The following is a 25,735-nucleotide window of genomic DNA, read 5'->3' as shown; positions in this document are numbered from 1 at the left end:
TCGGCAGCGGCTCCACTCCGTTCCTGGAGCGTCAGGCGCCGATCTCCGCGATCATCGTGTCCGCGTCCTCGAAAGACTCGACCGTGCGGAATCCTTCGGCGGCGTACAGCCGCGCGGCGAAGTTCCCCCGCTCCACACTCAGCGACACCACCCGGACGCCACGCTCCCGTGCGACGTCCAGAACAGCACGCAGGAGCGCCCGGCCCACGCCACGGCCCCGCCAGGCCTCCACGACGCCGAGAGTCAGCTCCGGCACGTCGTCACCCGCGTAGCCGTGGCCCGGATCAGCGGCGGTCAGGTATCGGAACCAGGCCGCGCCGACCGGCCGATCAGCCGGGTCCACCGCGACCAGGCCGAAGTCGTCCGGTCGCATCCAGCCGGTGACATAGTGAGCCAGCGCCGGGTCCGCCATGATTCGCTCACGGGGCCAGTTGCGTTCAGGCAGCCAGTTCACGGCCTCCACGAGCATGTCGACCATGAAGTCGTGATCGGCCGGGGTGGCGGCGCGGATGCCGATGTCGGTCACCGCCGAAGCCTCGCACAGCGATCGGTGTCGGCGCGGTCCCGGCACCAGAGGTGCCGCCCCAACGACTTTCCGACGCGTGTCAGCGGCGGTGTCAGGACGGGGTCAGTCCCGTGTCAGAGCGGTTGGCGATCGTGGTTGCCAGGACCGGTTCACAGACGGGTCTCAACACAGGGTCGAACACCACAGGCAAAGGGGATTCATGATGAGAACCGGCAACAGCGGCTTCTCCGCGACCGGGCTGCGCAGACTGCGTGAGGTGCTGGCCCGGCATGTCGAGTCCGGGCGGATCCCCGGCCTCGTCGCGCTGGTCAGCCGGGGCGGTGAGACGCACGTCGAAGCGATCGGGACGATGCGCCACGACGGTGGGCCGCCCATGCGCCGCGACACGATCTTCCGGATGGCTTCGACGTCCAAGCCGGTCTCGATCGCGGCGGCGATGGTCCTGCTCGACGAGTGCCGGCTGCGGCTGGACGACCCGGTGGAGCCGTGGCTGCCGGAGCTCGCCGACCGCCGGGTGCTGAAGCGGATCGACGGCCCGCTGGACGACACCGTGCCGGCGCGCCGGCCGATCACCGTACGGGACGTGCTGACCTCCACGTTCGGGCTCGGCATGGACATGACGGTGCTGGGCACCCCGATCATGGGCGCGATCTTCGAGCAGGGGCTCACCCCCAACCTGCCGGAGCCGATGCCCGAGCCGGACGAGTGGATGCGCCGCCTCGGAACGCTTCCGTTGATGCACCAGCCGGGGGAGCGCTGGCAGTACCAGATCAGCAGCGACCTCGTCGGCGTGCTGGTCGCCCGGGTCACCGGGCAGTCGTTCGAGACGTTCCTGCGCGAACGCATCTTCGATCCGCTGGGGATGAAGGACACCGGCTTCCACGTGCCCGCCGACCGGATCGACCGCCTGCCGACCCTCTACGCCCCCGACCCGAAGACCGGCGAGTTCCACGTCTGGGACGAGGCCGAGGGCGGACGGTGGAGCCGGCCTCCGGCGTTCCAGGGCGGTGGCGGCGGGCTGGTGTCCACCGCCGACGACTACCACGCCTACTTCCGGATGCTGCTGAACGGCGGGATGCACGGCAAGGAGCGATCCTGTCCCGGCCCGCCGTCGAGCTGATGACCACCAACCGCCTCACGCCCGAGCAGCAGGCCGCCCGCACCGCCATGGCCCGCGACAACGTGCACGTCTCGTTCGGCCAGGGGCAGCACGGCGGCTGGGGCTTCGGGATGGCGGTGCGCACCTACCGCGGCGACTACGCCTACGAGGGCCAGTTCGGCTGGGACGGCGGGAGCGGCACCTCCACCTACGCCGACCCGGAGAAGCAGCTCACGGGGATCCTGCTGACCCAGGTCGGGGCGTCCGTCCCGGATTCGACCTGGGCCTTCCACGACTTCTGGACCACCGTCTACCAGGCCATCGACGACTGACCCGAGCCACCGTCCACCATCCGTCCGCTCGATCGAAGGAGCACCCACCATGTCCGTCACCCTCACCGACCAGGACAAGCAGACCCTGCGGACCGCCGCGTACGGCGCCGTGTCGCTGTTGTCCGCCGCTGACGCCGCCGGCTCGCCCCACAAGGTCGCCACCGACGGCTCCATCGCCCTGTCGTCCGCGACCGGCCTGGTCGGGCACGTGCTCGCCGAGAAGTCCAAGGTCAAGAACCTGAACGGCAGGTCCGTGGCCGAGATCGCCGACCACGTGCTGCCCGCCCTGTCGGCAGCCACGAGCCTGCTCAGGAAGCAGGATCCGGCGGAGGCCGACAACTTCCGCCGCACCGTCCTGATCGCCGTCGAGGCAGCCACCCGGGCCCACAAGGGCGAGCCCGGCCCCACGATGGCGGAGATGACCCGCAAGATCACCGAGGCGCTCGACGCCGCCTGACGGCACGGAGGGCCGGCCGGACGCGCCGGCCGGCCCTCCAGGCACCGTGGGGCCGGACCCGTGTGGCCCGGCTCCGCGCCGATCGGTACGGGCGCACGTCGGGCGAGATCATCTCCCCGTCGACCGGCGTGGCCGAGGTGCGACATGGTACGAGTGCTCGGTGGGTTCTCCTGGTCGCCGTCTCCTGGGCCTCGGCCCGTCCCGGCGTGACCGTCCCCGCACACCGGTGAAGATGGTCGCGGCCAGGCTCTGGCGGCGCGGATCCGGCGCGGGCCGCCTACGGCTCCGGCAACTCGAAGCCGCTTCGGTGATCTCGGTGCAGGCGGGTCTTGCCGCCGCGTTGGCCTGGCGGATCGGACACGACGTGCTGGGCAACCCGGCACCCGTCTTCGCTCCGTCCGCCGCGGTCGGCACGATCGTCGCCGCGCTCGGCCAGCGCGCCCACCGGACGATCGAACTGCTGCTCGGGGTCGGCCTCGGCATCGCCATCACCGATTTCCTGCTGAGCGTGCTCGGCACCGGTTTCTGGCAGACCGGACTCGTCGTCGGCGGCGCCATCCTCACGACCCTCGTGCTGTTCGGACGCAGCGGAGCGGCCGTCGGACAGGCCGGCGGCACCGCCGTGCTGTTGGCCACCCTGGCGCCGGCGCAGAAGGACCTCGAGTGGCCGCGGATCGTCGAGGCCACCGTCGGTGGCGTGGTGGGCCTTCTGGTCGTGGCGCTGCTGCTGCCGTTGAACCCGATGCGGATCCTCGACCGTGACGCCGCTCCGATCTTCGCCGGTCTTGCGCGCGAACTCCGGGAGGTGGCCGCATCACTGACGCACCACGACCGGGAGCGGGCCGTGCGGGCCCTGACCGCGCTCCGCAGCATGGGGCCGGACCTGGAACGACTGCACGAGGCGCTCAGCGGCGCCGAGGAAGTGGTCAGTCTGGCCCCGGCCCGGTGGCTGCGCAGGAAGGACGTGGAACGCTTCGCGCGAGCCAACCGACTCCTGGAACGCATCATCGAACACAGCCGCGGCGTCGCCCGCCGGTCGGCGATGGTGCTGCAGTACCAGGAGCCGGTCCCGGCCGAACTGGCGACCAGTGTCGGACGGCTCGCCGAGGCCGTCGAACTGCTGCGCACCGAACATCGCGCCGGACGCCCGACCGAGCGGACCCGCCGCGCCGTGTGGGACGCCGTGCACGCGGCCGGCCGGGCCCGCGGGCGCGGCGTCGGCGAGTTCGGAGAGGCGGTGATCACCCAGCTGCGCACCGCCGCGAGCGATCTCCTGCGCGCCACCGGCTGCGACGCCACCTCGGCGAACGACCAGGTACGGCAGGCGGCACAACAGGGCGCGGAATCGGTTCAGGCACGGGACGAGCCACGCTGATCGGAGGCCCGGGCCGATCGGGTCGGCTACGGTTTGGCCGCCGCGCGCGCCGCCCTTCGCCGCCAGGGCGCCGCGAGGAGCAGGACGGCCAGGGCGCCGACGGCCCCGGGGCCGAGGATGGCGACCCACGACACCGACCGCGCCGACGCGGCGTGACCGTGCTGCCCGGCGTTGACCTGGGCGACGGGATTGTCCTGCTTCTTCTTCTCGTCGGGGGTGACCAGGCGGCCGACCGACGCGCCGGGGGTGAGGGAGAAACCCCAGTTCAGCAGGGCCGCCGCCTCGCCCAGGCTGCCCAGCGGCGCGGTCTCCGCGCCGAGCAGGGTCACGGCGAGTCGGCGGCCGTTCCGCTCGGCCACCCCCACGTACGTCTGGCGAGCCAGGTCGGTGAAGCCCGTCTTCCCACCGAGCGTGCCGGGGTAGTGGTCCAGCAGGGTGTTGTCGTGGGTGATGGAGAAACCCGGCCTTCCCGGCTCCGCCGGTATCTCCGCCACCCGGGTGGCGATGTACCGCCGGAAGTCCGGGCGGGCGTAGGTGGCACGTGCGATGAGCGCCAGGTCGTACGCGCTGGTGTACTGACCGGGCCCGTCCAGGCCGGACGGTGTCGCCGCGTGGGTCTGGTTCGCGCCCAGCCGGTGTGCCTCGTCGTTCATCGCCTGCACGCCGCCCTGCCGGCCGGCGGTCCCGCCGCCGACGCGGGCCAGCACGTTGGCGGCGTCGTTTCCGGACCTGAGGAGCAGCCCCAGCCAGAGGCTCTCGATCGAGTACCTGCCGCCCGGCACCACCCCCATCACCGAGCTGGCCGGATCGAGATCCTGCAGATCCGCCCGGGTCACCTCGACCACGTGGGCCGGGTCGAGGCGGGGCATCAGGGCCGCGGCCAGCAGCATCTTCTGCACACTGGCCGGGGTGCGGCGTTCGTGCGCTCCGCACCCACCCAGCACCGCGCCACTGTCCAGATCCGCCACCAGCCACGAGGTGGCGGTCACCGCCGGTGCCACCGGCGCACCGGCGGGAATGGACAGCCCCGCCGTCGCCAGCGACTCGCCCCCGACGGCCCGATCGGCGGGACCGACCGGCGGCGGAGACGGTGCGGGCGGTGGAGCGACCGGCGGTTTAACGGCCGGGCAGGGAACGTACGGCGCGGTCGCCCGCGCCGGAGCCCCGGGGACCATGACCGGCGTCGTCAGGATTGCGCTGACCGCCACTGCGGCAATGCGAAAGATGGCCACGTCAAAGGACCGTAATCGCCCGCCAGGCGGGTACGGCCCGGTTGTAAAAAGTGGTCCGGGGAGGGCCGGAATTTCCGGCGTCGGCCTCGCCGGCACTTTCCTGATCGCCGTGTGCCGTTTCGTGCGGCTCGGGCCTCTCGGCGAGCGGGCTTCCGGCCGGGCGAACCGGCGCGATCGGGGATTCCCCGGCCGCACCGGAAATGCGGACGCGGCCCGGTCGCCAGGGGATGCGGGGCATTCTGTCGCTCATTCCGTCGAAACGGACCGGAACAGAAATGGCCCGCCCGTTCCTGGCAGCGGAGGGCCTTTCGGCCTCGGTCAGGCGGATCCCGCCAGCCCGTGCAGGCCGACCAGACCGGGGACCGGGACCCGGCCGAGTTCCCGGCCGGTGGCGGGATCGTGCCAGCTCACCGAGTCCCGCTGGCCCACGTAGAGGCGCCCGCCGTCGCGGCTGGCCACGAGGCCGCAGACCGGCTCGCGTACCGGCCAGTCGAGCGTGCCGGTCAGGCGGGTGAGGTCCAGGGCCCGGACCGCCGTACCCGAGGCGAGGAAGAGGCGGCCGGGGCCGGCGGCGGCGTGGGCGGCGCCCACACTGCGGGCCAGCGGGACGGTCCGCCGCACGGTCAGGTCCTCGGTGGCGATGTCGGCGACGGTGCCGGACGCCACGTCGGCGACGAGGAGGCGGCCCCCGTCGGGGGTGATCGCCATGGCGTGGCCGGTCGCCGCCGCCTCGCCGAAGGGGTGCGGCAGGTCGATGCAGTACGCCCACCGCGCCGACAGGTGCAAGGTGTGCACGAACGCGTGCGCGTTGCCGGGGCGGCCGCTGACCAGGTCGCGGGTGTGCTGGTGGCCGGGCTGGTGGGTGTAGAGCGTGTAGAGGACGGTGCGGTCCGGGGCGAGCACCGCCTGGCGCCCGTCGCCGCGCATCTCCTCCTCGGCGCCGGGCGGGACGGGCGCCTTGTCGCGGGTGGACAGTGGGCCGGGCCGGCCGGTGGCGAGGTCGACGACCCGCACGCGGTAGCGGTCCGGTGCGGCCGCCGGTAGCCAGTCGAGGACGAACAGCCCGGTGCGGTCGGCGGTGAACGCCTCCGGAACGACGTTGCCCGGCAGGTCCAGCCGGTGGCGCAGCCCACCGACGTCGGCGACCAGCACGGGCGTCCCCGTCCGCCCGGGTGGCCGGCCGCCGGTCGCCGTCGCTCCGCTCGTGGTGAGCGCCACCCCGGTCCCCTCGGCGGAGACCACCTGCGGCACCCAGCGTCCGGGCAGCAGCGTCTTCGCCGAGGTGTCGCCGGTCGTGGTGTCGATCCGCCAGCAGGTGGTGTCAGGGCCTTCGGGGGCGGTCGCGAAGATCCACGCCCCGTCGGGGCCGGCGGCAGCGCGGGGGACCGTTCGCCGGTCGGCGCCGCGCAGGAGGGTCGGCCCCGCGTCGACCTGGACGAGCAACGGATCGGGAACGCCGACGGCCGGGCTCGTGGCCCGACCGCGGGTCGGCTCGCAGCCGGCCAGGGCGGCCGCGCCGGCGCCGGCGAGCAGGGTCAGAACGGTACGACGGGAGATGGTGGCGGTCATGCCGAGGTGACACCCTCGAAGCCGCCGAGGTTCCGTGCCGCGAACGTGGAACCCGCGTGCCGCGGCCGGTGTCATGAGGGTGATCGAAGCGGAGGTCTCCACTGGACGACGACGAGCTTGTCAGCCGCGCTCGTGCCGGTGACCTGGAGGGGTACGAACTCCTGGTCGCCCGGCACACCGCGTCCGCGTACCGGACGGCGGTGCTGCTCGGCGCCGGGTCGGACGCGGAGGACGTCGTCCAGGAGGCGTTCGTGAAGGGGTTCCGCAACCTGGCCCGCTACCGCGGCGAGTCGTCCTTCCGGTCGTGGCTGCTCGCGATCGTCGCCAACGAGACCCGCAACCTGCACCGGTCCCGCAGCCGGCGGGACGGGCTCGTGCTGCGGGCCACGGCGGCGGATCCCGGGGCGGCGGTCGGCGAGGACGTCGCGGTCGGCGGGGTCCTCGCGGCGGAGCGCCGGGCCGCGCTGGTGGCGGCGCTGCGCCGGCTGCCGGTGAAGGACCGAGAGGTGATCGTGTGCCGGTTCCTTCTCGACCTGACCGAGGAGGAGACCGTGACGACGCTCGGCTGGCCCAGGGGCACGGTGAAGTCGCGGACGTACCGGGCCCTGGCGAAGCTGCGCAGCCTGCTCGACCGCGAGGAGGTGCGCCGTGGCTGACCTCGAACGCGAGCTGCGGGACCTCGCCACCTGGCTGGAGACACCCGAGGCCCCCGACGTGACCGCCCGGGTGCGCGCCCGGCTCACCAGGCCCGTACGGCGACGACGTCGCTGGCGCTACTGGCTCGCCGCGGCGCTGGCCGCCCTGCTCGTCGCCCTGCTGCCACCGGGCCGGGCCGCCATCGCCGACGCCGTGACGGGACTGCTGCGCTTCTCCGGGATCGTCATCGACACCACCTCGGCGCCACCGGCGCCCACCGGCGTGCCGTCGCCGCTGCCGGCGCAGCGGCCCGCCGCCTTCGACGAGGCGCAGCGGCACCTGCGCTTCCCGATCCGCGTACCGGCCGAGCTGGGCGACCCGGAGCAGCTGCTGGTCGCGGACCCGGACGGCGCCGGCGCGTACCGGGTGGTGACGCTGCTCTACCGCGGTGGTGCGCTGCGCCTCGACGCCTTCGACGGGCACCTCGACCCGGTCTTCCACAAGCAGATCGGTGGGCCGGGCGTCGAGTGGGTGGAGGTCGGCGGCGACTTCGCCGTCTGGATCGGGGGTCCGCACGAGCTGGCGTACGTCGACCGCACCGGCACGGTGCGGGTCGAGACGGCGCGCCTCGCCGCGGCCACCCTGATCTGGGAGGACGGCGGTGTCAGCTACCGGCTGGAGGGCGATCTCACCCGGGACGAGGCGATCCGGGTCGCCTCGTCCCTGGACTAGGGGCGCCCCGCAGCACCACTGGGCCTGGGGGCGGCGGCCCCGCGACAGCGGTCGTCCGCTCCGGAAGGAACCTGCGCCGCCCGGCCGGTGTCGTGAGGACAGGGGTGCCGCCCACCGGCACCGACGAGTCCGGAGGTGCGGGATGGGTTCCTGGGGCAGACCCCTGTTGGCGGCGGTGGTCCTGCTGGCCGGCTGCACCACCGCGGGCCGGTCCGCCACGCCGGCCACCCCGGCGGCGAACGCACCGACCGGTTGCGCGGCACGGGTCGAGGCGGGCCGGCTGCCCGACTGGGCCGACGCCGGGTTCAGCGGGGACGCCCGCGCCCCGCACGTGTTCGGTGCGAGGGGCGAGATCGTCGCCGTGCTGTTCGGCCAGCCGCTGACGGTCGGCCGGGAGGAGGGGCCCGCCAACAAGATCCTCTGGGTTGCCCGGCCGGCGGCGACGCCGTCGCCCGACCCGGCCGCGCCGGCCACCCTCGTCATCACCGCGACGCTGGCCGGCACCACGACCCGCGCGACCCGCGAGGTCGCCGGTGGCCCCGGCCCGTCGATCGTGGATCTGCCGCAGGCCGGCTGCTGGCACCTCGACCTTCGCTGGTCCGGGCGCACCGACACCATGGACCTCGTCTACGTCCCCGCCTGACGGCGGGCACCTGCCGTGGACACCGCCGCCCACCATGGCCGTATGAACGGATGGCGGCGCCCGTACCCGCTCGACATCGCCAGCGCCTTCGCGGTGCCGGGTAGGTCGTCGTGCCTCCTGGGCGCATCGTGCATGTCCGGCACGATCGCCGGGTAATCGGTCGTGGTGACCACACCTGAGCAGAGGCGGCAGCAGGAAGACGCGCTGGAGACCGGCGCCGTGTACCAGGACGCCGAGGGGCGTCGGACCAGGGACGCGGGCGCGGGTGCCGCGCACGCCGACAGCGAGGCCGATCGCAACGCCGAGCACCTCAGGCGCGGCGAGGTCGGTCCCGGCGTCCCGGAGGAGGAGTAGACCCCCGCCGCCGCCGAGGCGCCCGGCGTCCGGGGGTCCCCACCGAGCGCCGCCCGGGCCGCTCAGTCCGTCGTCTCGGGCGGTGTCGGGGGGACGGCCAGGGCGATGGTGAGGGCGAGCACCGTGGCCGGTTCGTGGAGCAGGTCGCCGTACAGCTCGCGGAGCTTGCCCATCCGGTAGCGCACGGTCTGCGGGTGCACGAACAGGTCGGCCGCCACGTCGTCGCGGCGGCCCTGGTGCAGCAGCCAGGAGCGCAGTGTCTCGGCGAGCCGGTGCGCGGTGGCTGGGGGCAGGCCTGCGAGCGGCGCGAGGGCCTGGGCGCGCAGGTCGGCCAGGGCCTCCGGGTCCATGCTGAGGAGCAGCTCGGCCAGGTGGTGCTCGGTGTCGACCGGCCCGGCGTCCGGTTCGCCGAGGCCGAGGGCGAGCGCCCGGGTGGCCCGCTGGTAGGAGGCGGCGACCCGGTGCCACGGCCGGGCCGGCCCGAGCACCGCCTTGTGACCGTGCAGCAGCCGGGTGAGCTGGCGCCGCCGGGCGCCGTGGGTGTCCGGCACCAGCAGGACGGCCATCTCCTCGCCGGGGTCGATGCCGGGCAGGTCCTCGCCGCTCTCCAGGGTGTGCGGGCCGAGCAGCGCGAGCACGGCCCGCAGGTTCCGGCGGGGGAGCAGGACGACGGTGAGCGTCTGCGGCAGCGGCCAGTCGGCGCGTTCGGCGCTGCGCCGCAGTGCCTCCTCGGGCTCACCGGCGAGCAGTTGCCGCGCGAGCCGCTCCAGGTTGCGGCGGCGCGCCCGGCCGACGCTGGCCAGCTCGTCGGCGTGCCCGGCCACGCTGGCCGCGGACAGCTCGTCGATGTACGCGAACATCAGCTCGGCGAACTCGGCCACCGTCTCGGCGGCCAGCCCGCTGCGGACGGTGGTGGCGGAGACCTCCCGCCAGGCGACCCGCGCTCCCACCCGGTACGCGGCGAGCAGCGCGTCCATGCTGCGCCCGGAGCGGGCCTCGCCGCTGCCCAGCGCGTAGGCGGCCTCCAGGGCCGGTGCCAGCGGGGTGCTCGGGTCGATCAGCTGGGCGCCCTCGATGAGCTGGAGGAAGGTGCCCAGCGCGATGCGTACCGCGTTCTCGATCTTCTCCCGCATCGTGCCGGTGAGCGCGCCGGAGTAGTCGGGGACCTCGGCGGTGATGGCGCTGACCGTGCGTTCGGCGACCACGGGGAGCCGGTCCCGCAGCCGGGCCGACACCCGCTCGTCGAGTTCGAGATGGGCCGCGCGATAACTCGCGTAGTCGTCCGACATGTTGTTCTCCCCGAACAAAAACCTACGGGTCTTTCACCTTTGCCGGTCAAGATGTTATGCGATCACGCAGTCACCCTGGTGATATGACCACAACTGCCCCCCGCCGCCCCCAGAAGGTCACCTTCCGGGACAGACTGTCGCGGCTGGCCGGCGCGGTCACCACCCCGCTCCTGCCCGGGGACTATCTCGACCTCGTCGCCCCGCTGCGCGCCGGCGCCCCGCTGCGCGGCCGGATCGTCGCCGTCCGCCCGGAGACCCGGGACGCCGCGACCGTGGTCATCCAGCCGGGCCGCAGCTGGCAGGGACACCAGCCCGGACAGTACGTGCGCCTCGGCGTGGACGTCGACGGGGTGCGCCAGTGGCGCGCGTACTCGGTCACCTCGACGCCGGGCGCCGCGGACGGCCTGATCAGCGTCACCGTGAAGGCGATCCCGGACGGCAAGGTCAGCAACCACCTGGTCCGCCGGGTCCGGCCGGGAACGATCGTCCAGCTCGACCAGGCGCAGGGTGACTTCGTCGTGCCGGAGGCCAGCCCGGAACGGGTCCTCTTCCTCACCGCCGGCAGCGGCATCACCCCGGTCATGGGGATGCTCCGCGCCGGCCTGCACGTGCGGGCCGACGTGGTGCTCGTGCACTCGGCGCCGACCCGGGACGACGTCATCTTCGGCCCCGAGCTGCGCGCGCTCGCCGAGACCGGCGCGCTGCGGCTGGTGGAGCGGCACACCGACACGGCCGGCCTGCTCGGCGTCGACGAGCTGGCCGGCCTGGTGCCCGACCACCTCGACCGGGAGGCCTGGGCCTGCGGGCCGGTCGGCATGCTCGACGCCGTCGAGGGGTACTGGGCGTCCCACGGGCTCGCCGACCGGCTGCACACCGAGCGGTTCCGGCCCACCGTGATCTCGCCGGGGGAGGGCGGCACCGTGACGTTCACCGGCAGCGGCGTGACCGTCGAGGCCGACGGGTCCACCCCCATCCTCGACGCCGGTGAGCAGGCCGGCGTGCTGATGCCGTCCGGCTGCCGGATGGGCATCTGCTTCGGCTGCGTCGTCCCGCTGCGCGAGGGTGCCGTGCGGGACCTGCGCAACGGCGACCTGACCACCGCCGTCCCCGGGGACGGCGTGCTCGTGCAGACGTGCGTGTCGGCGGCCGCCGGTACCTGCGACATCGAACTCTGACAGGAGGCCCCCGACGTGACCGTGATCCAGAAGAAGTCGGACAACCCGATCGCGCACCTGAGCGCCGAGGACATCGAGATCATCGGCAAGGAGCTGGACGCGATCCGGGACCGGGTGATCGCCGACCGGGGGGAGCGGGACGCCCGCTACATCCGCAGGGTGATCAAGACCCAGCGGACGCTGGAGATCAGCAGCCGGGCGGTGCTGCTCTTCTCGCTGTTCCCGCCGGCCTGGATCGTCGGCACGGCCGGCCTCGCGGTCGCCAAGATCCTCGACAACATGGAGATCGGGCACAACATCCTGCACGGGCAGTGGGACTGGATGCGCGACCCGAAGATCCACTCCACCACCTGGGACTGGGACCACGTCTCTCCGGCCGAGCAGTGGAAGCACTCGCACAACGAGCTGCACCATCGGTACACCAACGTGGTCGGCAAGGACAACGACCTCGGGTACGGCATCATGCGGGTCGACGAGGACCAGCCGTGGCACCCGGCGTACCTGGGCCAGCCGTTCTACAACTTCGTCAACGCCTGCTTCTTCGAGTACGGCATCGCGGCGTACGACCTGGAGCTGGGCAAGAACCTCAAGGACGGCGGGCACAAGGACCCGGCGTTCCGGGCCCGCGCCCGGGCGGTCGGCCGCAAGATCCGCCGCCAGGTGCTCAAGGACTACGTGCTGCACCCGCTGTTGTCCGGCCCGTCGTTCCTGTCCACGCTCGCCGCCACCTTCACCGCGAACCTGATCCGCAACGTGTGGAGCCACTCGGTGATCATGTGCGGGCACTTCCCGAACGGCGTGGAGACCTTCGAGAAGACCTCCATCGAGGGCGAGACCCGCGGCGAGTGGTACCTGCGGCAGATGCTCGGCTCGGCCAACATCAGCGGCAGCCGGCTGCTGCACATCATGACCGGCAACCTGTCGTACCAGATCGAGCACCACCTCTTCCCCGACCTGCCGAGCAACCGCTACCAGGAGATCGCCCCGCAGGTCCGGGCGCTGTTCGACCGGTACGGGCTGAGGTACACCACGGGCCCGCTGCCCAAGCAGGTCGCCTCCGCCTGGTGGAAGGTGATCCGGCTGTCGCTGCCCAACCGGCGCTCCGACCGCCGCCAGCCGGTGGCCCCGGCCCCGCTGGTCTCCTCCGGCACGGCCTGACCGCCCCGCCGCCCACCGGGCACCATTCCGGTGGGCGGCGCCGCCCGCGATCGGCTACCGTCATGGGCATGGACCTCAGGCGCAGCACCACCGCCGCAGCCGCGCGAGCTTCCCGCTCGCCGGTTGCCGCCGCCTGACCTGCCCCATTCCCGCCGGCGACCGGAAACGGTCCGCCGGCGTCGTCGTGTCACGCCACCGCCCGCGCGGCGGACCGTCCGGTCGTCCCCACCGGAAGGCCCGTGCCATGACACCCGACCAGATCGTCCGCACCTTCGTCGACCACTACCACCGCCGGGGCCACCGCGACGCGCCGGAGAGCTCGCTCGTCCCGCCGCCCGGTGACCCGGTGCTGTTCACCACCTCCGGCATGCACCCGCTCACCCCGTACCTGCTGGGGCGCCCGCACCCCGGCGGCCGGCGGCTGGTCAACGTGCAGCGCTGCCTGCGCACCACCGACCTCGACGAGGTCGGTGACCGTACGCACCTGACCGTCTTCGAGATGCTCGGCTCCTGGTCGCTCGGCGACTACGACATCGCGACCAGCCTCCACTGGGGGTTCGAGCTGCTCACCGACGGCTTCGGCATCGACCCTGGCCGCCTGCACGCCACCGTCTTCGGCGGCGACGACCAGGTCGGCCCGGACGGGACGGCGCTCGCCACCTGGACCGGGCTGGGCGTGCCGGTCGAGTCCAACGGCGCGGAGAACTGGTGGTCCAACGGCCCGACCGGCCCGTGCGGGCCCGACTCGGAGATCTTCGTGTGGACGGGGGACGGGCCGCCGGTCGGCACCCCGGGCACCGACGAGCGCTGGATGGAGGTCTGGAACCACGTCCAGATGCGTCACCACCGGCACCCCGACGGCCGGCTGACGCCGCTGCCGACGGCCAGCATCGACACCGGGATGGGCCTGGAGCGGCTGGAGATGGTGCTGCGCGGCGGCCGGTCGGTCTTCGAGGGCGCGGGCCTGAGCCCGTGGGTGGGCGCGGTCCGCGACCGGTGGGACCTGCGCGGCGCGGACCTGCGCGCGGTGGCCGACCACCTGCGCTCCGCGGTGGTCGTGCTCGGCGACGGGGTACGCCCCGGCAACACCGGCCGTGGCTACGTGCTGCGCCGGCTCATCCGGCGGGCGCTCACCGTGCTCTGGCGCGACGACCCGTCGCGGAGCCTGACCGAGCTGCCCGACGAGCCGTTCCGCGACTCCGGCCAACGGTTCCGCCAGGATCCCGACATCCCACGGCTGCGCGCGGTCCTCGCCGAGGAGGAACGGCGCTTCCGGGGGCTGCTGCTCCGGGGCCGCCGTTTGGTCGACCGGGTGCGGGGGCGCGGACCCCTGACCGAGCGGGACTACCACTGGCTGCACGACACCCACGGGCTGCCCCGCGACCTGGTCGACGGCCTGCTCGCCGGGGTTGAACCCGGCTAGCGGCGCTGGCCGTGGCAGCCGTCGCACCTGGTCGGCGTGTCCCGTCGGGCGGGGCTCGATCCACCGGCCCCGCCCGACAACGACGCATCAGCCCTACGACCGCTACGGGCGGCGGGTCAGGCGCCACCACAGCGAGGGCGCCGCGGCGCCCGTATCGGTACGGAGATCGACGCGTCTGCCCGCAGCCTCGACCGAACCGACCGTCTGGCCAGCCCTGACCTCGGCACCGGGCGTGAGCGTCACGACCCGGACCGGGACGGCCGACCCGGGCCACCCGATGACTTTCAGCGGTGCGCCAGGGCTCACGGCGGCGGTCGCGCCCCACGCGGTCCGCACCTCACCAGCCCGGCCCGTGGCCAGCAGGGTGTATTCCTTGACGTTGCGCCGCACCGCCGCGAGGAGTCGGCGGACCACCCCGTTGACAGCGACGAGCTGCTCGGGCGTGTTCGCCCCGGGCTGGTTGAACACCGCGCCGACCACGACCAACGTATTCGTGCCCACCTTGATCCGGGCTGCGAAGACGAGGTTGCCACCCGCCTCGTCCGTCGAGCCGGTCTTGATGCCGAAGACGCCTTCGACGCCGAGCAGGTCGTTGTAGTTCCGGATCCGTCCGGCGACGGGGATGGTGGCCTCGCGCAGCTCGACGATGGTCGCGAAGACCGGCATCTTGAGCGCGGCCCGCGCGAGGGTGACCTGGTCGGGCGCGGTGCTGACGGTGCTCGGCAGGAAGCCGCTCGGGTCGGTGTAGCGGGTGTGCCTGAGGCCCAGCTCGTCCGCCGCGGCGTTCATCTTGTCGACGAAGGCCGCTTCGCTGCCCGCGTCCCAGACCGCGAGCTGGTGCGCGATGTTGTTCGCAGAGGGAAGCATGAGGGCTTCCAGGGCGTCCCGCTCGGTGAGCCGTTCCCCAGCGACGACCGGCACCAGCGACTGGCCGCTGGGGATCCGCGCGTGGTAGTCGGCCACGTCCGCGGCCGTCACCGTCAGGGTCGGACCCTGCTCATCCCCGCTCAGCGGGTGGTCCCGGAGGATGACGTACGCGGTCATCACCTTGGCCACGCTGCCGATGGGCTTGGCCGCGCCGCCGCCCGAGCCGCCGAGCCGGCCCAGTCCCTCGATCATCAGCTCCGCCGAGCCTCGCTGCGGCCAGGGCAGGGCCGGCTTCGCGCCCGGAACACGCAGCGTGGAGGCGATCGACGTGCTGACGGTCGCGGCGGGGAGCTCCCGGGTGAGCTGAACCGCCACACCCGTGCCGAGCAGCGCGGCCAGGACGAGAACCACCACGACGGGGAGCGCCCGACGACGACGCTCCGCCGGGGTCGCGCGCCCCGCCGCCCGAGGATGGGCGGCACCGCCGGCCGTCGCGGACGGGGGCACCACCGGATGGCCGTCCGCGCGACGGCCGTAGACGGCACCGGCGGATCGCCGCGTAACGGGCATCTCCCTATGGCCGGCGTCGCCGTACGTCGGCCGGTAGGGCCTGCCGCCGTCTGCCGGTCCGCCAACCTGTGGCATCCGCGTCCTTCCCCCCGACCACTACAAAAACGCCGGGAAGAACCTAGCAACCGCCCCTGCGCCGAGGTTGCCGGCAGCGAACATCTGCCCGGACCCGGTCGACGGCCGGCGGGCCGAGCACGGTCGGGCGGTGCGGTGGCAGCGGCGGTGGTCCGGTGTCAGACTCGGCAGCGGGGACCGCCGCAGCGAGGGACGTGAACGCATGGGGTACGAGGTCAGGCCGGACGAGGAGACCTGGACACCGCTCGGCGCCCGGGTCACCGTCGTCGACGCCGCCGCGCTGCTGGCCGCCGCCCCCGCCGGCCCGGTCGAGCTGCTGGCCGGCACCGACTTCCCGGCCCCGGTCCGCGAGGTCCGCAGCAGCGTCCGGGCCCACGACGGCGTGCACCGCTTCGAGGCGTACCTGCGAGTCGACGGGCCCGGCTCGACCGTCGGGCTGCTCGCTCTTGGCATCGCCGGCCCGGTCGGGCTCCTGCTCGCCCAGCGGCTCGCCGCGCGTACCGGGGACGGGTTGGCCGCTGGCGTCGGCCGGGTGGCCGCCGAGGCCGGCCGGCGGCTCGGGCTGCGCCCCGCCGACACCGCGCTCGCCGAACCACCTCGCGACCGGGCCGGTCAGGACGTGCTGCGCACCGCCGAGGAGCTGGGGCTGCGCCCGCGGGTCAGCCAGGACGGCGGAGCGCTGACCGTCCGCGCCTCGGTGCCCAGCGCCGAGGTGACGCCGGCGCACCTGCGCGCCATGGTCGAGCTGGTGCTCCAGACCGTGCGCGAGCTGGCCGGCGACACCCCGGAGCCGACGGTGCTGCGCGGCCGGACGTACACCGTGGGCCGGCGCGAGGCCGTCGCGACGCCGGCCGGCAGCGCGACGGTGACCCTCGACCAGGTCGGCGGCCTGGCCGAGGTGGTCGCCCGGTTCCGCGAGGTCGCGGTGTCGTTCCGGCACCCGCAGGCCATGGCCCGCTGGGGCGCGCGGCGGCCGCAGGGCATCCTGCTGTACGGGCCACCGGGCACCGGCAAGACCATGCTGGCCCGGGCGCTGGCCAACGAGATCGGCGCGGACTTCGTGGAGATCCGCACCCCGGAGATCCTGGACAAGTTCCTCGGCGGCTCCGAACGCAACATCAAGCGGATCTTCCGGGAGGCGCGCCGCTACCGGCGGCCCACCGTCATGCTCTTCGACGAGTTCGACAGCATCATCAGCTACGCCGGCTCCGGCGGCGACGCGGCCAGCCAGGCGGTCAACGCGGTGGCCGGCATCTTCAAGCAGGAGATGAACACCCTGTTCGAGGAGAACCCGGACGTCATCGTGGTGGCCACCACCAACTTCCCGCAGCGGGTGGACGCCTCGCTGACCCGCTCCGGCCGCTTCGACCTCAAGATCGCCATCCCGGCGCCGGACGAGGCCGGCCGCGCCGAGATCCTCGCCAAGATGATCCGCGAGCTGATCGACCGGCACGAGCGGCCCGGCTTCCGGATGTTCGCCGCCGACGTCGACCCGGGCGCGCTGGCCGCGGCCACCCCCGGCCTTACCGGGGCCGACCTGCGGGAGGTGCTGCGCCGGGTGCAACTCGCCAAGGCGCTCCGGGAGGCCACGGAGGGTGCGCCGCCCGCCCCGATCAGTCAGGATGACCTCCGAGAGGCCGTCGCGGGGCTGCGCCGCGGCTGACGACGGCCGGCGGAAGGAGATCCGTGTCGTCGTCCACCCTGCTGTCCCGTCGCGATCTGGCGTTCCTGCTCCACGACTGGCTCGACGTCGGCCGGCTGACCGAACGCCCGCGCTACGCCGAGCACTCGCGGGAGACCATCGACGCCGCGCTGGACCTCGCCGCGCAGGTCGCCGCCGAGCAGTTCGCCCCGCACAACCGGGCCGCCGACGCCAGCGAGCCGACCTTCGACGGGCAGCGCGTCCGCACCATCCCGCAGGTGAAGGCGGCCCTGGACGCCTACGCCCGCACCGGCCTGCTGGCCGCCACCATGGACGAGTCGGTCGGTGGCCTGCAACTGCCGCACGCCGTGGCCGCCGCCTGCTCCGCCTGGTTCCAGGCCGCCAACGTGGCCACCGCCGCCTACCCGTTCCTCACCCTCGGCAACGCCAACCTGCTGCTCGCCCACGGCAGCGCCGAGCAGATCGACACCTGGGTCCGGCCGATGGTGCAGGGGCGGTTCTTCGGCACCATGTGCCTGTCCGAACCGCAGGCCGGCAGCTCCCTCGCCGACATCACCACCCGCGCCGAGCCGCAGGACGACGGGACGTACCGGCTGGTCGGCACCAAGATGTGGATCTCCGCCGGGGAGCACGACCTGGCCGAGAACATCGTCCACCTGGTGCTCGCCCGGATCCCCGGCGGGCCGCCCGGGGTGAAGGGCATCTCGCTGTTCATCGTGCCGAAGGTGCTCCTCGACGCCGACGGCGCGCTCGGCCCCCGCAACGACGTGGTGCTGGTCGGTCTCAACCACAAGCTCGGCTACCGGGGCACCACCAACACGCTGCTCAACTTCGGCGAGGGCGTGCACCGCCCGTACGGGCGGGCCGGGGCGGTCGGCTACCTGGTGGGGGAGCCGCACCAGGGGCTGGCGCAGATGTTCCACATGATGAACGAGGCCCGCATCGGGGTGGGCGCCGGCGCCACCGCGCTCGGCTACACCGGCTACCTGAAGTCCGTCGCGTACGCCCGGCAGCGCCCGCAGGGCCGGTCGGTCGCCGACAAGGACCCCACCGCCCCGCAGGTGCCGATCGTGGCGCACGCCGACGTACGCCGCATGCTGCTGGCACAGAAGAGCTACGTGGAGGGCGCGCTCGCGTTGATCCTCTACTGCGGGCGGCTGCTCGACGAGGAGAAGACCGCGCCGGCCGAGGCCGACCGCAGCCGGGCGCGCCTGCTGCTGGACCTGCTCACCCCGATCGCCAAGAGCTGGCCGTCGCAGTGGTGCCTGGCCGCCAACGACCTGGCCATCCAGGTGCACGGCGGCTACGGCTACACCCGCGACTACGACGTCGAGCAGCACTGGCGGGACAACCGGCTCAACCCGATCCACGAGGGCACCCACGGCATCCAGGCCCTGGACCTGCTCGGCCGCAAGGTCACCATGCGCGACGGCGCCGGCCTGGAGCTGCTGCTGGAGACCATCCGAGCCACCGTCACCCGGGCCTGGAAGACCGACGGCGAGGCGGCCGAGCTGGCCGGCCGGCTCGGCGCGGCGGTCGACCGGATCGCCGTGGCCACCCGGCGGCTGCACGGCGCCGGCGATCCCGAGGTGACGTTGGCCAACGCCGCGCTCTACCTGGAGGCGGTCGGGCACGTGGTGATCGCCTGGATGTGGCTGGAGCAGCTGCTCGCCGTCGAGGCCCTGGGCAGCCCGGACGGCCCGGACGCCGACTTCCTGGCCGGCAAACGGCAGGCCGCCCGATACTTCTTCCGCTATGAGCTGCCCCGGACCGGGCCGCAGTTCGACCTGCTGGAGAGCCTGGACCGCACCACCCTGGACACGCGGGAGGCGTGGTTCTGACCGGCGGCCCGGTGTGGCGGCCGGGTCGCCGCCACACCGCTACCGACGCCTCCGATCAGCTCAGGCTGAACCGCTGGTTGGCCTGTCCGTTGCAGTCGTAGATCTGGATCTGCTGCCCGTTGGCGGTGCCCCACACGTCCAGGCAGCGCCCGGACTGCACACCGGTGATGGTGCCGTTGCTGTTGACGTTCCACTGCTGGTTGGCCTGCCCGTTGCAGCTGTAGATCTGCACGGCCGAGGCGTTGCCGGAGCCGGCGGCGTCCAGGCACATGCTGCCGTACACGGTCAGCTGCCGGCTCGACGTGAGGGTCCACGCCTGGTTGACCTGGCCGTTGCAGTCGTAGAGCTGGACCCGCGTGCCGTTGTTCCGCGACGCGTTCGGCACGTCGACACACCTCCCCGACTGGGCGCCGACGATCCGCTTCGCCCCGCCCGGCGTGACCGTGGGCGACGGGGAGGCGGTGCCACCGGTCGGCGAGGACGTCGCCGTCGGGCCGGCGGCGTTGAGGGCGTTGAGCACCGAGGTGTAGGCGGCCTTCTTGTTGCCGCCGCCGTCGAACAGCAACGGGCTCTCGCTGGATCGCCAGGAGTCGCTGTCGCGTACGCCCCAGACGGTGATGCCGATGCAGCGGGGCACGTTCATGCAGGCCTGGGTGAGTCCGGCGTACTGCGTGGTGGAGGCGTTGGTGACGTCGACCTCGGTGAGGGCGACGTCGACGCCGAGGGCGGCGAAGCTGGACAGGGTGGTCTGGAAGTTGCTGGGCAGCGAGCTGCCGCCGGTGAAGTGGGTCTGCAGGCCGACGCAGTCGATCGGTACGCCGCGGGACCTGAAGTCCTGGATCATGCGGTAGACGCCCTGCGTCTTGCCGTAGGACCAGTTCTCGATGTTGTAGTCGTTGTAGCAGAGCTTGGCCGACGGGTCGGCGTTGCGGGCGGTGCGGAAGGCGACCTCGATCCAGTCGTTGCCGGTGCCCTGCAGGTTGGACTGCCGGCGGCTGCCGTCCTCGTTGAACGCTTCGTTGACCACGTCCCAGGCGGCGAGCTTGCCCTTGTAGTGGGCCATCACGCCGTTGATGTGGTCGATCATCGCCTGGCGCAGGCTGCTGCCGCCGAGGCTCTGCATCCAGCCCGGCTGCTGCGCGTGCCACGCGAGGGTGTGCCCGCGGACCTTCATGCCGCGCTGGGTGGCCCAGTTGTAGATCTGGTCGCCGGCGCTGAAGGTGAACTGCCCCCGCTGGGGCTCCGTCGCGTCCGGCTTCATCTCGTTCTCGGCGGTCACCATGTTGAACTCACGCCCGGCGATCGTGGTGTACGTCGAGTCGCCGAGCCGGCTCGCGGCGATGGCCGTGCCGAAGTACCGGCCCGACTGCGCTGCCGCCGCGCCCAGGGTGCTCGCCGCGGCGTTCGCGTTCGGCATCACGATCGCCACACCGAGCGCCGCGACGGCGGCGACGGCGCCGCTGATCAGCAGTCGGACCCGTAGCGAACGACTCCTCGGGGCGCCGGAGGAGTGGACGGGAGAACTCGTTGCCACGATGGCCTCCTCTCTCGGCTCTGCGTCCCCGGGGCGCCGAGCATCACACCGGTGGCGGGCCGTGGCCGCCGGGTGCGAAGGGGAGTCGCGGATCGCGCGAGCCGAACCTGTGAGCGATGAACTTCAATGTCACGTCATGCTGGCACGGTAACGTCGTCGAAACAACAACTTCCGGAACACTTCCGAAACCCATGTCCGGTCAAGGTGGGGGTGAGTCGAGCGGCCTGTCAGTGGTTCCATCGGCCACCGGTGGGCTGGCGGTCACGCGGTGCGGAGGGCGGATCGCGGATGTGTGGCGGCCTCAGCTGAAAGTTCCGGGACCAGTTCGCGAGTGTTGCGGTCTTGGGCGGGGTGAACGCCGACGCCGCTCCCGCCCGGATGTGGGGTGGGAGCGGCGCGGTGCCGCGATGGCCGCAGGCGATCCGGCGATCAGGACGTGCGGCGGGCCAGCAGCGTGGAGTCGTGGATGTCCACCGTCACGCCGTCGCGGGTCGTCGTCCGCGGCCGCTGCTCCACCACGAGAGCCTCGAAGTCGTCCGGCAGGCCGGGCAGCAGATCCTCGGCGACGAACATGGCCCGGCGCTGGCTCGCGGTCAGGTGGGTGAACACCTCGGACGGCGCGTGGCCGACGACGAGCAGGTGCCCGCCGGGCGCGACGGCGCCGGCCAGCCGTCGGGTCACCGCCACCATCCCGCCGTCCGGCGGGTGCAGGAAGTGGCTGGTGACCAGGTCGTAGGACCGCCCGCCCGCCGTGAAGGTCCGGGCGTCGACCTGCCACCAGTCGGTGCGGTCGGCGACTCCGGCCTGCTCGGCGTGCCGGGCGGCGCGGGCCAGGCCGTTGGCGGAGAAGTCCGCGCCGGTGACCCGCCAGCCCTGCCGGGCCAGCCAGATCACGTCGCCGCCCTCGCCGCAGCCGACGTCGAGCGCGGTGCCCGGCGTCAGCCCGGCCACCTCGGCGACGAGCTGGGCGTTGGGGTTTCCGCTCCAGACCTTCTCCGGACCCGAGTACCGCTCGTCCCAGCTCGGCGGCTCGAAGATCGCGGCCGCCTCCTCGTCGGAGAGCTGGTGTCCGTGTCCACTCATGCGGCCGCTTCCTTCCGGTGCTCGGTGCCGATCAGGCCGTGGAGGTCGTTGCTGTCCACGCCCCCAGCATCCGGAACCCTCCCGGCGCCGACAACGTTTCTTGCCATTTCCGCAAACCGGGTCGGGCGGCGCGAGCGGGCGCCGGGCTGCGTGGGAACATGCGTCGATGAGCAGCGACGTCCCCCTCGACGTGAGTGCCCTCGCGATCAACGTGACCATCCCGGAAGCGCTCCGCTGGACCGACACGCGGCGCGGTGAGGAGTTCACGCTGAGCACGCTCAACGTCCGCCTCCTGCCGGACGGGCACCTCGCCGCCAAGGCGTACGGCCGGCCGACCGCCGGTGGGCGCGGCACCTACGTCTCGTTCCCCGTGCCGGACCGGCCCGAGCTGGTGGCCCTGGTCCACGCGGCCGCCAGCCGCGCCGGCACGTTGTGGGCCGCGCATCGCGGTCTCGGCTGACCGCCGGCCGGGTCGGGTGCCCCGGCCCCGGCGCCACGGCGGCCGGGGATGTCACCGCCAGGCGGTACGGTCCGCGCGTGAGCGACACCACCACGACTCGGCAGGCCGCGCACGACTACGTCGATCGTCTGGAGCATCGCGACTGGTCCGGGCTGGCCGGCCTGCTGGCCGACGACGTGGTCTACGAGATGCCGCAGACCCGGGAGCGCATCCGCGGCCGGGACAGGTTCCTGCGGTTCAACATCGACTACCCCGGTGACTGGCACCTGCGGGTGCGGCGGGTGGTAGCCGACGGCCGGTCGGCCGCCCTGTGGCTCGATGTCCGGGTCGGCGCCGAGCAGCAGGACGCGTGTGTCTGGCTCGAGGTGTCCGAGGGTGGCCTGATCAGCCGCATCGTCGACTACTGGCCCGAGCCGTACGAGCCGCCGCCGGGCCGAGAGCACCTGGTGGAACGGTGGTGAGCGCCCTGGCCGTCAGGAGAAGGCCGCCAGCGCGGCCGGCAACAGGAAGAGCAGCTTGTAGAGGATCAGGGTGTCCACGACGCCGAGTGTCATCTGCGCTCTGAGCCACCGGCCCGGCCGGGCCAGCCGCAGGCGGCGGAGCGACCGGTACGTCACCAGGACGTGATGCGGGAACAGTGACGCGAGCCCCAGGATGCCGCCCACCGTGGCGAGGTCGCTGACGAGACTGGACAACTTCAGTCCCGCGGGAAGCGAGTCCGCGGCGAACAATGCCAGCAGGGTGCCGACGAAGGTGCCCAGGCCGGTGTGGCCGATCGCCCGTTCGGCGACCGCGCGCAGGGTCAGCCGGGAACCGGGCTCCTCGCCGACCTCCGCGGCCAGGAGCTGGACACCGATCAGTGCGTGCAGGAGCCCCAGGAGTCCCAGCAGCCCGGCACCCAGCAACGAGGTCTGCGCCCAGGCCGGTGACGGATCCTGCGTCCATCGGGACACCCAGTGGCGGGAGAAGCCGTCGAGCACGAGCACCAGAACGAGAACCAGGATGATCCACGGAATCCTGCGCTCCACGGCCGGGGCGGGTGGCGGTGCCTCCCGGTCCGCCCGGGCCCTGCCGCCGCTCCGGGTCCGGCTACTCCGGCTCATCGTCCTGCTCCGATCGCTGTCGCCGGCGTGCGGCCGTGCCCGGGAGAGCTGGCGCCTGATCCTGTCAGATGCCGAACATCGGCCGGCAGGCCGCCATCCCGTCCACCCGCACCGTAGGCCGCTGCTGCCGGCTCCACCGCTCCCGGGTGAGCCGTAGGCGGTCGGAGACGAGGGCCTCGTCGCCGCGGGCGTCGACCGAGATGCCGTCGTGCTCGTAGCCGAGCTTGCGGGACACGCCCTGGGAGGCGTGGTTGTCCTGGAACACCTCGGTGCGCGCGGCCCGCGCGCCGAGGTGGTCGAAGGCCAGCGTGAGCGCGCCGAGCCGCGCCTCGGTGCCGTAGCCCTGGCCCTGGTGGGCGAGGCCCAGCCACGACGAGGTCGTGACCTCCCGGACCACGGGGAAGTCCCGCCCGCGCAGCGTGACCACGCCGAGCGGGTCGCCGTGACGGAAGACCCCGAGACCCAGCGCCCACGCCGCCACGGTCCAGTCGCCGAGTCGGCCCCAGTGTCCCTGCAGGACGGAGCGCGCCCGATCCTCGGGGCCGCCGTCGGTCCACGGCGTCAGGAACGGACGCTCGTCCGGGCGGTGCACGCCCCGGCCCGCGAGGCGGGCCAGCTCCGCCAGTTCCTCCTCCCGGGGCAGGCGGAGCTCAAGCCGTGACGTGACGATGGTGAGGCCGTACAGGGGCCACAGGTCGGAGAGCACGGGCCGATCCTGGCGACCGGGCGGCGGTCGCGCCACCGATTTGCGCGGTCGGCTCGTCAGTCGGCGAACTCGACGCCGGCGAGGGCGAGGCCACGGTACGCGGCGAGCCGCTCGGCCTGTTCGACGATCGCCGTGCGCCGGGCGTCGGACAGCTTCCGCCAGGGCTGGACGGCGAGCTTCACCGCCCTGCCCGATCTACGCGGGCGCCAGGTGCCGACCAGTTCACCGTCGACCAGGACGGCGCCGGGGCGGCCCAGCACCGGCCACAACTCCTTGGCGCGGGCCGGGTCCGGCACCACGGTTTCCCGGTCCTTGGCCTGCAGGAGCAGGTCGAACGGGCCGAGCAGGCGGGTGGCCGGAGCGTCGGCCGACTCCAGCGCCGGCTCGTCCGCGGCCAGCAGCGAGCGCGTCTCGCCGTCGACCGCCACCTCGACGACGTCCTCCGGCCAGTGCGCCTTGACCTCCTTGACCGGGGCGTCGAGGTAGCCGGCGACGTGCTTGGGGGTGGCCGGCCCGAGCAGCCGCAGGTACGCGCGGATCAGGTCGAACCGGTCGCCCGGCGCGGCCGCCCTCGCGAACCCGGCGATGCGCTCCAGGACCGGCGGCGACGTGTCGAGCCGCAGCTCCAGCCCGGCCCGTACGGCGGCCAGCCGGAACGGCATCTCGTAGAGGTGGGTGGCGTCGCACGGCCGGCAGAACCGCAGGTACGGCTCGGGCAGCAGCTCGGCCAGGCGGCCGGAGACGTCCCCCTTGACGGTCGGCCGGCGGACGACGGCGCGCATCCGGGCGGCCACCTCGTCGAGGGCGGCCAGGTTCCCGATCCCGGCCGCCTTCAACGGCTTGGCGGCGTCGTAGATGCGCTTGCCCGCGTCGGCGTCGGAGAACGGCTCGACCGCGGCGGCCACCTCCGCCACGTCGGCGCGGCGGTAGAGGTGTGGCGCGCCGCGGACCGTCCAGAGCAGGACCAGCTCCTCGCCGGACAGCGCCGTCACGTCGACCCCGCGTACGGCCAGGGCCCACCGGCCACCGTCCGGGCCGGTGTCCTGCACCCCGATGTCGAGCACGGCGGTGTCCGCGAGCGTGCCCTCGGCCCGGTCGAGCTGCTGCGCCCGGACGCGGAAGTTCATGACCCGGCGACGATCGACCACGTTCCCACCCTACGCAGCCGTCCGCCCCCGGCGCCCGCCGGGAATCTGTCACCGCACGCCGCCTACTGGGGGCTCTGCCGCTCTAACCTTCTCGTCATGACAGGAAACCGGCAGGTCCTGTTCATCCAGGGCGGCGGCGCGGGCGCGCACGACGAGTGGGACGACAAGCTGTCCGACAGCCTGAGGCGCGAGCTGGGGAACGGGTACGAGGTCCGCTACCCGCGCATGCCCGACGAGGACGATCCGAGCTACGCCAGGTGGGGCCCGGCGCTGCGGCGGGAGCTGGCGGCCCTGGACGACGGCGCGGTCGTCGCCGGGCACTCGGTGGGCGCGACGATCCTCGTCCACGCGCTCGCCGAGCGCCCACCGGAGCGGGCACTCAGGGCGATCGTACTGATCGCCGCCCCGTTCGTCGGTGCGGACGGCTGGCCCGGCGAGGAGTTCGAGTTGCCGCCCGACCTCGGTGCGCGGCTCCCGCACGGCGTGCCGGTGCACGTGTTCCACGGCCTCCGGGACGAGACCGCCCCACCGTCGCACGCCGACCTGTACGCCCGCGCCATCCCGCAGGCACGGCTGCACCGGCTGCCCGGGCGCGATCACCAGTTGGACAACGACCTGAGCGAGGTGGCGAACGCGATTCGTCTGACGGCTCCGGAGCCACCACCCCGGTGACGTGCCGGATCGC

General features: G+C 73.3%; 26 protein-coding genes. 16 read left to right on the top strand and 10 right to left on the bottom strand.

Annotated features, from left to right (window positions below; genetic code table 11):
• Positions 1-31: 31 nt before the first annotated feature.
• Complete coding sequence (locus GA0070214_RS20895; protein ID WP_139141881.1) at positions 32-526, bottom strand: GNAT family N-acetyltransferase; 495 nt, start codon at positions 524-526, stop codon at positions 32-34.
• A gap of 202 nt (positions 527-728) precedes the next feature.
• Between GA0070214_RS20895 and GA0070214_RS20890 the strand changes: the two genes are divergently transcribed.
• The 4 genes from GA0070214_RS20890 to GA0070214_RS20880 all read left to right on the top strand — a co-directional run bounded on the left by GA0070214_RS20890 (position 729) and on the right by GA0070214_RS20880 (position 3,789).
• On the top strand, positions 729-1,646 hold the full coding sequence (locus GA0070214_RS20890) for a serine hydrolase domain-containing protein (protein WP_244167784.1): 918 nt from the start codon (positions 729-731) through the stop codon (positions 1,644-1,646).
• A complete protein-coding gene (locus GA0070214_RS32550) occupies positions 1,646-1,957 on the top strand; it encodes a beta-lactamase family protein (protein WP_244167783.1) in 312 nt (103 codons plus the stop codon). Before GA0070214_RS20890 ends, GA0070214_RS32550 begins: the two co-directional genes overlap by 1 nt.
• A gap of 49 nt (positions 1,958-2,006) precedes the next feature.
• Positions 2,007-2,414: a hypothetical protein gene (locus GA0070214_RS20885; protein ID WP_091266494.1), complete on the top strand. Its 408-nt coding sequence runs from the start codon at positions 2,007-2,009 to the stop codon at positions 2,412-2,414.
• 316 nt (positions 2,415-2,730) lie between these two features.
• Positions 2,731-3,789, top strand: coding sequence for an FUSC family protein (locus GA0070214_RS20880; RefSeq protein WP_244167782.1), 1,059 nt, complete (start codon positions 2,731-2,733; stop codon positions 3,787-3,789).
• A 26-nt stretch (positions 3,790-3,815) separates the two neighbouring features.
• On the opposite strand, the gene GA0070214_RS20875 is transcribed toward GA0070214_RS20880, so the two are convergent.
• Together GA0070214_RS20875 and GA0070214_RS20870 are read right to left on the bottom strand one after the other, a co-directional pair.
• Positions 3,816-5,021, bottom strand: a complete 1,206-nt coding sequence (locus tag GA0070214_RS20875) for a D-alanyl-D-alanine carboxypeptidase family protein (protein ID WP_377463347.1) — start codon at positions 5,019-5,021, stop codon at positions 3,816-3,818.
• A 318-nt stretch (positions 5,022-5,339) separates the two neighbouring features.
• Positions 5,340-6,590: a YncE family protein gene (locus GA0070214_RS20870; RefSeq protein ID WP_244167781.1), complete on the bottom strand. Its 1,251-nt coding sequence runs from the start codon at positions 6,588-6,590 to the stop codon at positions 5,340-5,342.
• Positions 6,591-6,790: 200 nt separating this feature from the next.
• Between GA0070214_RS20870 and GA0070214_RS20865 the strand changes: the two genes are divergently transcribed.
• The 4 genes from GA0070214_RS20865 to GA0070214_RS20850 all read left to right on the top strand — a co-directional run bounded on the left by GA0070214_RS20865 (position 6,791) and on the right by GA0070214_RS20850 (position 8,955).
• Positions 6,791-7,246 (top strand): RNA polymerase sigma factor, encoded by a 456-nt coding sequence (locus GA0070214_RS20865; RefSeq protein ID WP_244167780.1) that lies wholly within the window; start codon positions 6,791-6,793, stop codon positions 7,244-7,246.
• A complete protein-coding gene (locus GA0070214_RS20860) occupies positions 7,239-7,958 on the top strand; it encodes a hypothetical protein (protein WP_091266487.1) in 720 nt (239 codons plus the stop codon). The genes GA0070214_RS20865 and GA0070214_RS20860 overlap by 8 nt, the downstream gene beginning before the upstream one ends.
• 142 nt (positions 7,959-8,100) lie before the next feature.
• On the top strand, positions 8,101-8,601 hold the full coding sequence (locus GA0070214_RS20855; protein ID WP_091266483.1) for a hypothetical protein: 501 nt from the start codon (positions 8,101-8,103) through the stop codon (positions 8,599-8,601).
• 165 nt (positions 8,602-8,766) lie between these two features.
• Positions 8,767-8,955 carry a ribonuclease gene (locus GA0070214_RS20850; protein WP_091266681.1) on the top strand — a complete coding sequence of 63 codons (189 nt, stop codon included), beginning with the start codon at positions 8,767-8,769 and terminating at the stop codon, positions 8,953-8,955.
• Positions 8,956-9,017: 62 nt separating this feature from the next.
• Here GA0070214_RS20850 and GA0070214_RS20845 read toward each other — a convergent pair whose 3' ends face one another.
• Complete coding sequence (locus tag GA0070214_RS20845) at positions 9,018-10,244, bottom strand: PucR family transcriptional regulator (protein ID WP_091266479.1); 1,227 nt, start codon at positions 10,242-10,244, stop codon at positions 9,018-9,020.
• Positions 10,245-10,327: 83 nt separating this feature from the next.
• On the opposite strand from GA0070214_RS20845, the gene GA0070214_RS20840 reads away from it, so the two are divergent.
• The 3 genes from GA0070214_RS20840 (at position 10,328) to GA0070214_RS20830 (ending at position 14,000) form a co-directional block, all read left to right on the top strand.
• A complete protein-coding gene (locus GA0070214_RS20840) occupies positions 10,328-11,419 on the top strand; it encodes a ferredoxin reductase (protein WP_091266476.1) in 1,092 nt (363 codons plus the stop codon).
• A gap of 15 nt (positions 11,420-11,434) precedes the next feature.
• Positions 11,435-12,577, top strand: a complete 1,143-nt coding sequence (locus GA0070214_RS20835; protein ID WP_091266474.1) for a fatty acid desaturase family protein — start codon at positions 11,435-11,437, stop codon at positions 12,575-12,577.
• A gap of 244 nt (positions 12,578-12,821) precedes the next feature.
• Entirely contained in the window at positions 12,822-14,000 is a 1,179-nt protein-coding gene (locus GA0070214_RS20830) for an alanine--tRNA ligase-related protein (protein WP_091266471.1), read from the top strand.
• Positions 14,001-14,102: 102 nt separating this feature from the next.
• Here GA0070214_RS20830 and GA0070214_RS20825 read toward each other — a convergent pair whose 3' ends face one another.
• Positions 14,103-15,281, bottom strand: a complete 1,179-nt coding sequence (locus GA0070214_RS20825; protein WP_244167779.1) for a D-alanyl-D-alanine carboxypeptidase family protein — start codon at positions 15,279-15,281, stop codon at positions 14,103-14,105.
• A gap of 433 nt (positions 15,282-15,714) precedes the next feature.
• On the opposite strand from GA0070214_RS20825, the gene GA0070214_RS20820 reads away from it, so the two are divergent.
• Positions 15,715-17,175 carry an ATP-binding protein gene (locus tag GA0070214_RS20820; RefSeq protein ID WP_091266466.1) on the top strand — a complete coding sequence of 487 codons (1,461 nt, stop codon included), beginning with the start codon at positions 15,715-15,717 and terminating at the stop codon, positions 17,173-17,175.
• A 23-nt stretch (positions 17,176-17,198) separates the two neighbouring features.
• The gene (locus GA0070214_RS20815) at positions 17,199-19,016 is read left to right on the top strand and encodes an acyl-CoA dehydrogenase (RefSeq protein WP_091266462.1); all 1,818 of its coding nucleotides are present in this window, start codon (positions 17,199-17,201) and stop codon (positions 19,014-19,016) included.
• A gap of 55 nt (positions 19,017-19,071) precedes the next feature.
• On the opposite strand, the gene GA0070214_RS20810 is transcribed toward GA0070214_RS20815, so the two are convergent.
• Both GA0070214_RS20810 and GA0070214_RS20805 read right to left on the bottom strand, forming a co-directional pair.
• Complete coding sequence (locus GA0070214_RS20810; protein WP_091266459.1) at positions 19,072-20,550, bottom strand: endo-1,4-beta-xylanase; 1,479 nt, start codon at positions 20,548-20,550, stop codon at positions 19,072-19,074.
• Positions 20,551-20,979: 429 nt separating this feature from the next.
• Positions 20,980-21,633, bottom strand: a complete 654-nt coding sequence (locus GA0070214_RS20805) for a class I SAM-dependent methyltransferase (protein ID WP_091266455.1) — start codon at positions 21,631-21,633, stop codon at positions 20,980-20,982.
• A gap of 166 nt (positions 21,634-21,799) precedes the next feature.
• On the opposite strand from GA0070214_RS20805, the gene GA0070214_RS20800 reads away from it, so the two are divergent.
• Positions 21,800-22,093 (top strand): hypothetical protein, encoded by a 294-nt coding sequence (locus GA0070214_RS20800; protein ID WP_091266452.1) that lies wholly within the window; start codon positions 21,800-21,802, stop codon positions 22,091-22,093.
• A gap of 77 nt (positions 22,094-22,170) precedes the next feature.
• Entirely contained in the window at positions 22,171-22,554 is a 384-nt protein-coding gene (locus GA0070214_RS20795) for a nuclear transport factor 2 family protein (protein WP_091266450.1), read from the top strand.
• 12 nt (positions 22,555-22,566) lie between these two features.
• Here GA0070214_RS20795 and GA0070214_RS20790 read toward each other — a convergent pair whose 3' ends face one another.
• The 3 genes from GA0070214_RS20790 to GA0070214_RS20780 all read right to left on the bottom strand — a co-directional run bounded on the left by GA0070214_RS20790 (position 22,567) and on the right by GA0070214_RS20780 (position 25,050).
• Positions 22,567-23,196, bottom strand: coding sequence for a hypothetical protein (locus GA0070214_RS20790; RefSeq protein WP_139141880.1), 630 nt, complete (start codon positions 23,194-23,196; stop codon positions 22,567-22,569).
• 64 nt (positions 23,197-23,260) lie between these two features.
• On the bottom strand, positions 23,261-23,902 hold the full coding sequence (locus tag GA0070214_RS20785) for a GNAT family N-acetyltransferase (protein WP_091266444.1): 642 nt from the start codon (positions 23,900-23,902) through the stop codon (positions 23,261-23,263).
• A 56-nt stretch (positions 23,903-23,958) separates the two neighbouring features.
• Positions 23,959-25,050, bottom strand: a complete 1,092-nt coding sequence (locus tag GA0070214_RS20780; RefSeq protein ID WP_208602840.1) for a winged helix DNA-binding domain-containing protein — start codon at positions 25,048-25,050, stop codon at positions 23,959-23,961.
• A gap of 96 nt (positions 25,051-25,146) precedes the next feature.
• On the opposite strand from GA0070214_RS20780, the gene GA0070214_RS20775 reads away from it, so the two are divergent.
• Complete coding sequence (locus GA0070214_RS20775) at positions 25,147-25,722, top strand: alpha/beta hydrolase (RefSeq protein ID WP_091266426.1); 576 nt, start codon at positions 25,147-25,149, stop codon at positions 25,720-25,722.
• The last annotated feature ends 13 nt before the right edge of the window (positions 25,723-25,735 follow it).

The organism is Micromonospora chaiyaphumensis, assembly GCF_900091435.1.
Lineage (GTDB): Bacteria > Actinomycetota > Actinomycetes > Mycobacteriales > Micromonosporaceae > Micromonospora > Micromonospora chaiyaphumensis.
Note: the sequence above shows the minus strand (reverse complement) of the source record. Positions and strands in the feature narration are given on the sequence as shown.

What these genes read in the sequence shown, in the direction of transcription:
- GA0070214_RS20890 (WP_244167784.1), top strand. Translation starts at nt 729, where the DNA reads ATGAGAACCGGCAACAGCGGCTTCTCCGCGACCGGGCTGCGCAGACTG.
- GA0070214_RS32550 (WP_244167783.1), top strand. Translation starts at nt 1,646, where the DNA reads ATGACCACCAACCGCCTCACGCCCGAGCAGCAGGCCGCCCGCACCGCC.
- GA0070214_RS20885 (WP_091266494.1), top strand. Translation starts at nt 2,007, where the DNA reads ATGTCCGTCACCCTCACCGACCAGGACAAGCAGACCCTGCGGACCGCC.
- GA0070214_RS20870 (WP_244167781.1), bottom strand. Translation starts at nt 6,590, where the DNA reads ATGACCGCCACCATCTCCCGTCGTACCGTTCTGACCCTGCTCGCCGGC.
- GA0070214_RS20855 (WP_091266483.1), top strand. Translation starts at nt 8,101, where the DNA reads ATGGGTTCCTGGGGCAGACCCCTGTTGGCGGCGGTGGTCCTGCTGGCC.
- GA0070214_RS20845 (WP_091266479.1), bottom strand. Translation starts at nt 10,244, where the DNA reads ATGTCGGACGACTACGCGAGTTATCGCGCGGCCCATCTCGAACTCGAC.
- GA0070214_RS20840 (WP_091266476.1), top strand. Translation starts at nt 10,328, where the DNA reads ATGACCACAACTGCCCCCCGCCGCCCCCAGAAGGTCACCTTCCGGGAC.
- GA0070214_RS20830 (WP_091266471.1), top strand. Translation starts at nt 12,822, where the DNA reads ATGACACCCGACCAGATCGTCCGCACCTTCGTCGACCACTACCACCGC.
- GA0070214_RS20820 (WP_091266466.1), top strand. Translation starts at nt 15,715, where the DNA reads ATGGGGTACGAGGTCAGGCCGGACGAGGAGACCTGGACACCGCTCGGC.
- GA0070214_RS20805 (WP_091266455.1), bottom strand. Translation starts at nt 21,633, where the DNA reads ATGAGTGGACACGGACACCAGCTCTCCGACGAGGAGGCGGCCGCGATC.
- GA0070214_RS20800 (WP_091266452.1), top strand. Translation starts at nt 21,800, where the DNA reads ATGAGCAGCGACGTCCCCCTCGACGTGAGTGCCCTCGCGATCAACGTG.
- GA0070214_RS20790 (WP_139141880.1), bottom strand. Translation starts at nt 23,196, where the DNA reads ATGAGCCGGAGTAGCCGGACCCGGAGCGGCGGCAGGGCCCGGGCGGAC.
- GA0070214_RS20775 (WP_091266426.1), top strand. Translation starts at nt 25,147, where the DNA reads ATGACAGGAAACCGGCAGGTCCTGTTCATCCAGGGCGGCGGCGCGGGC.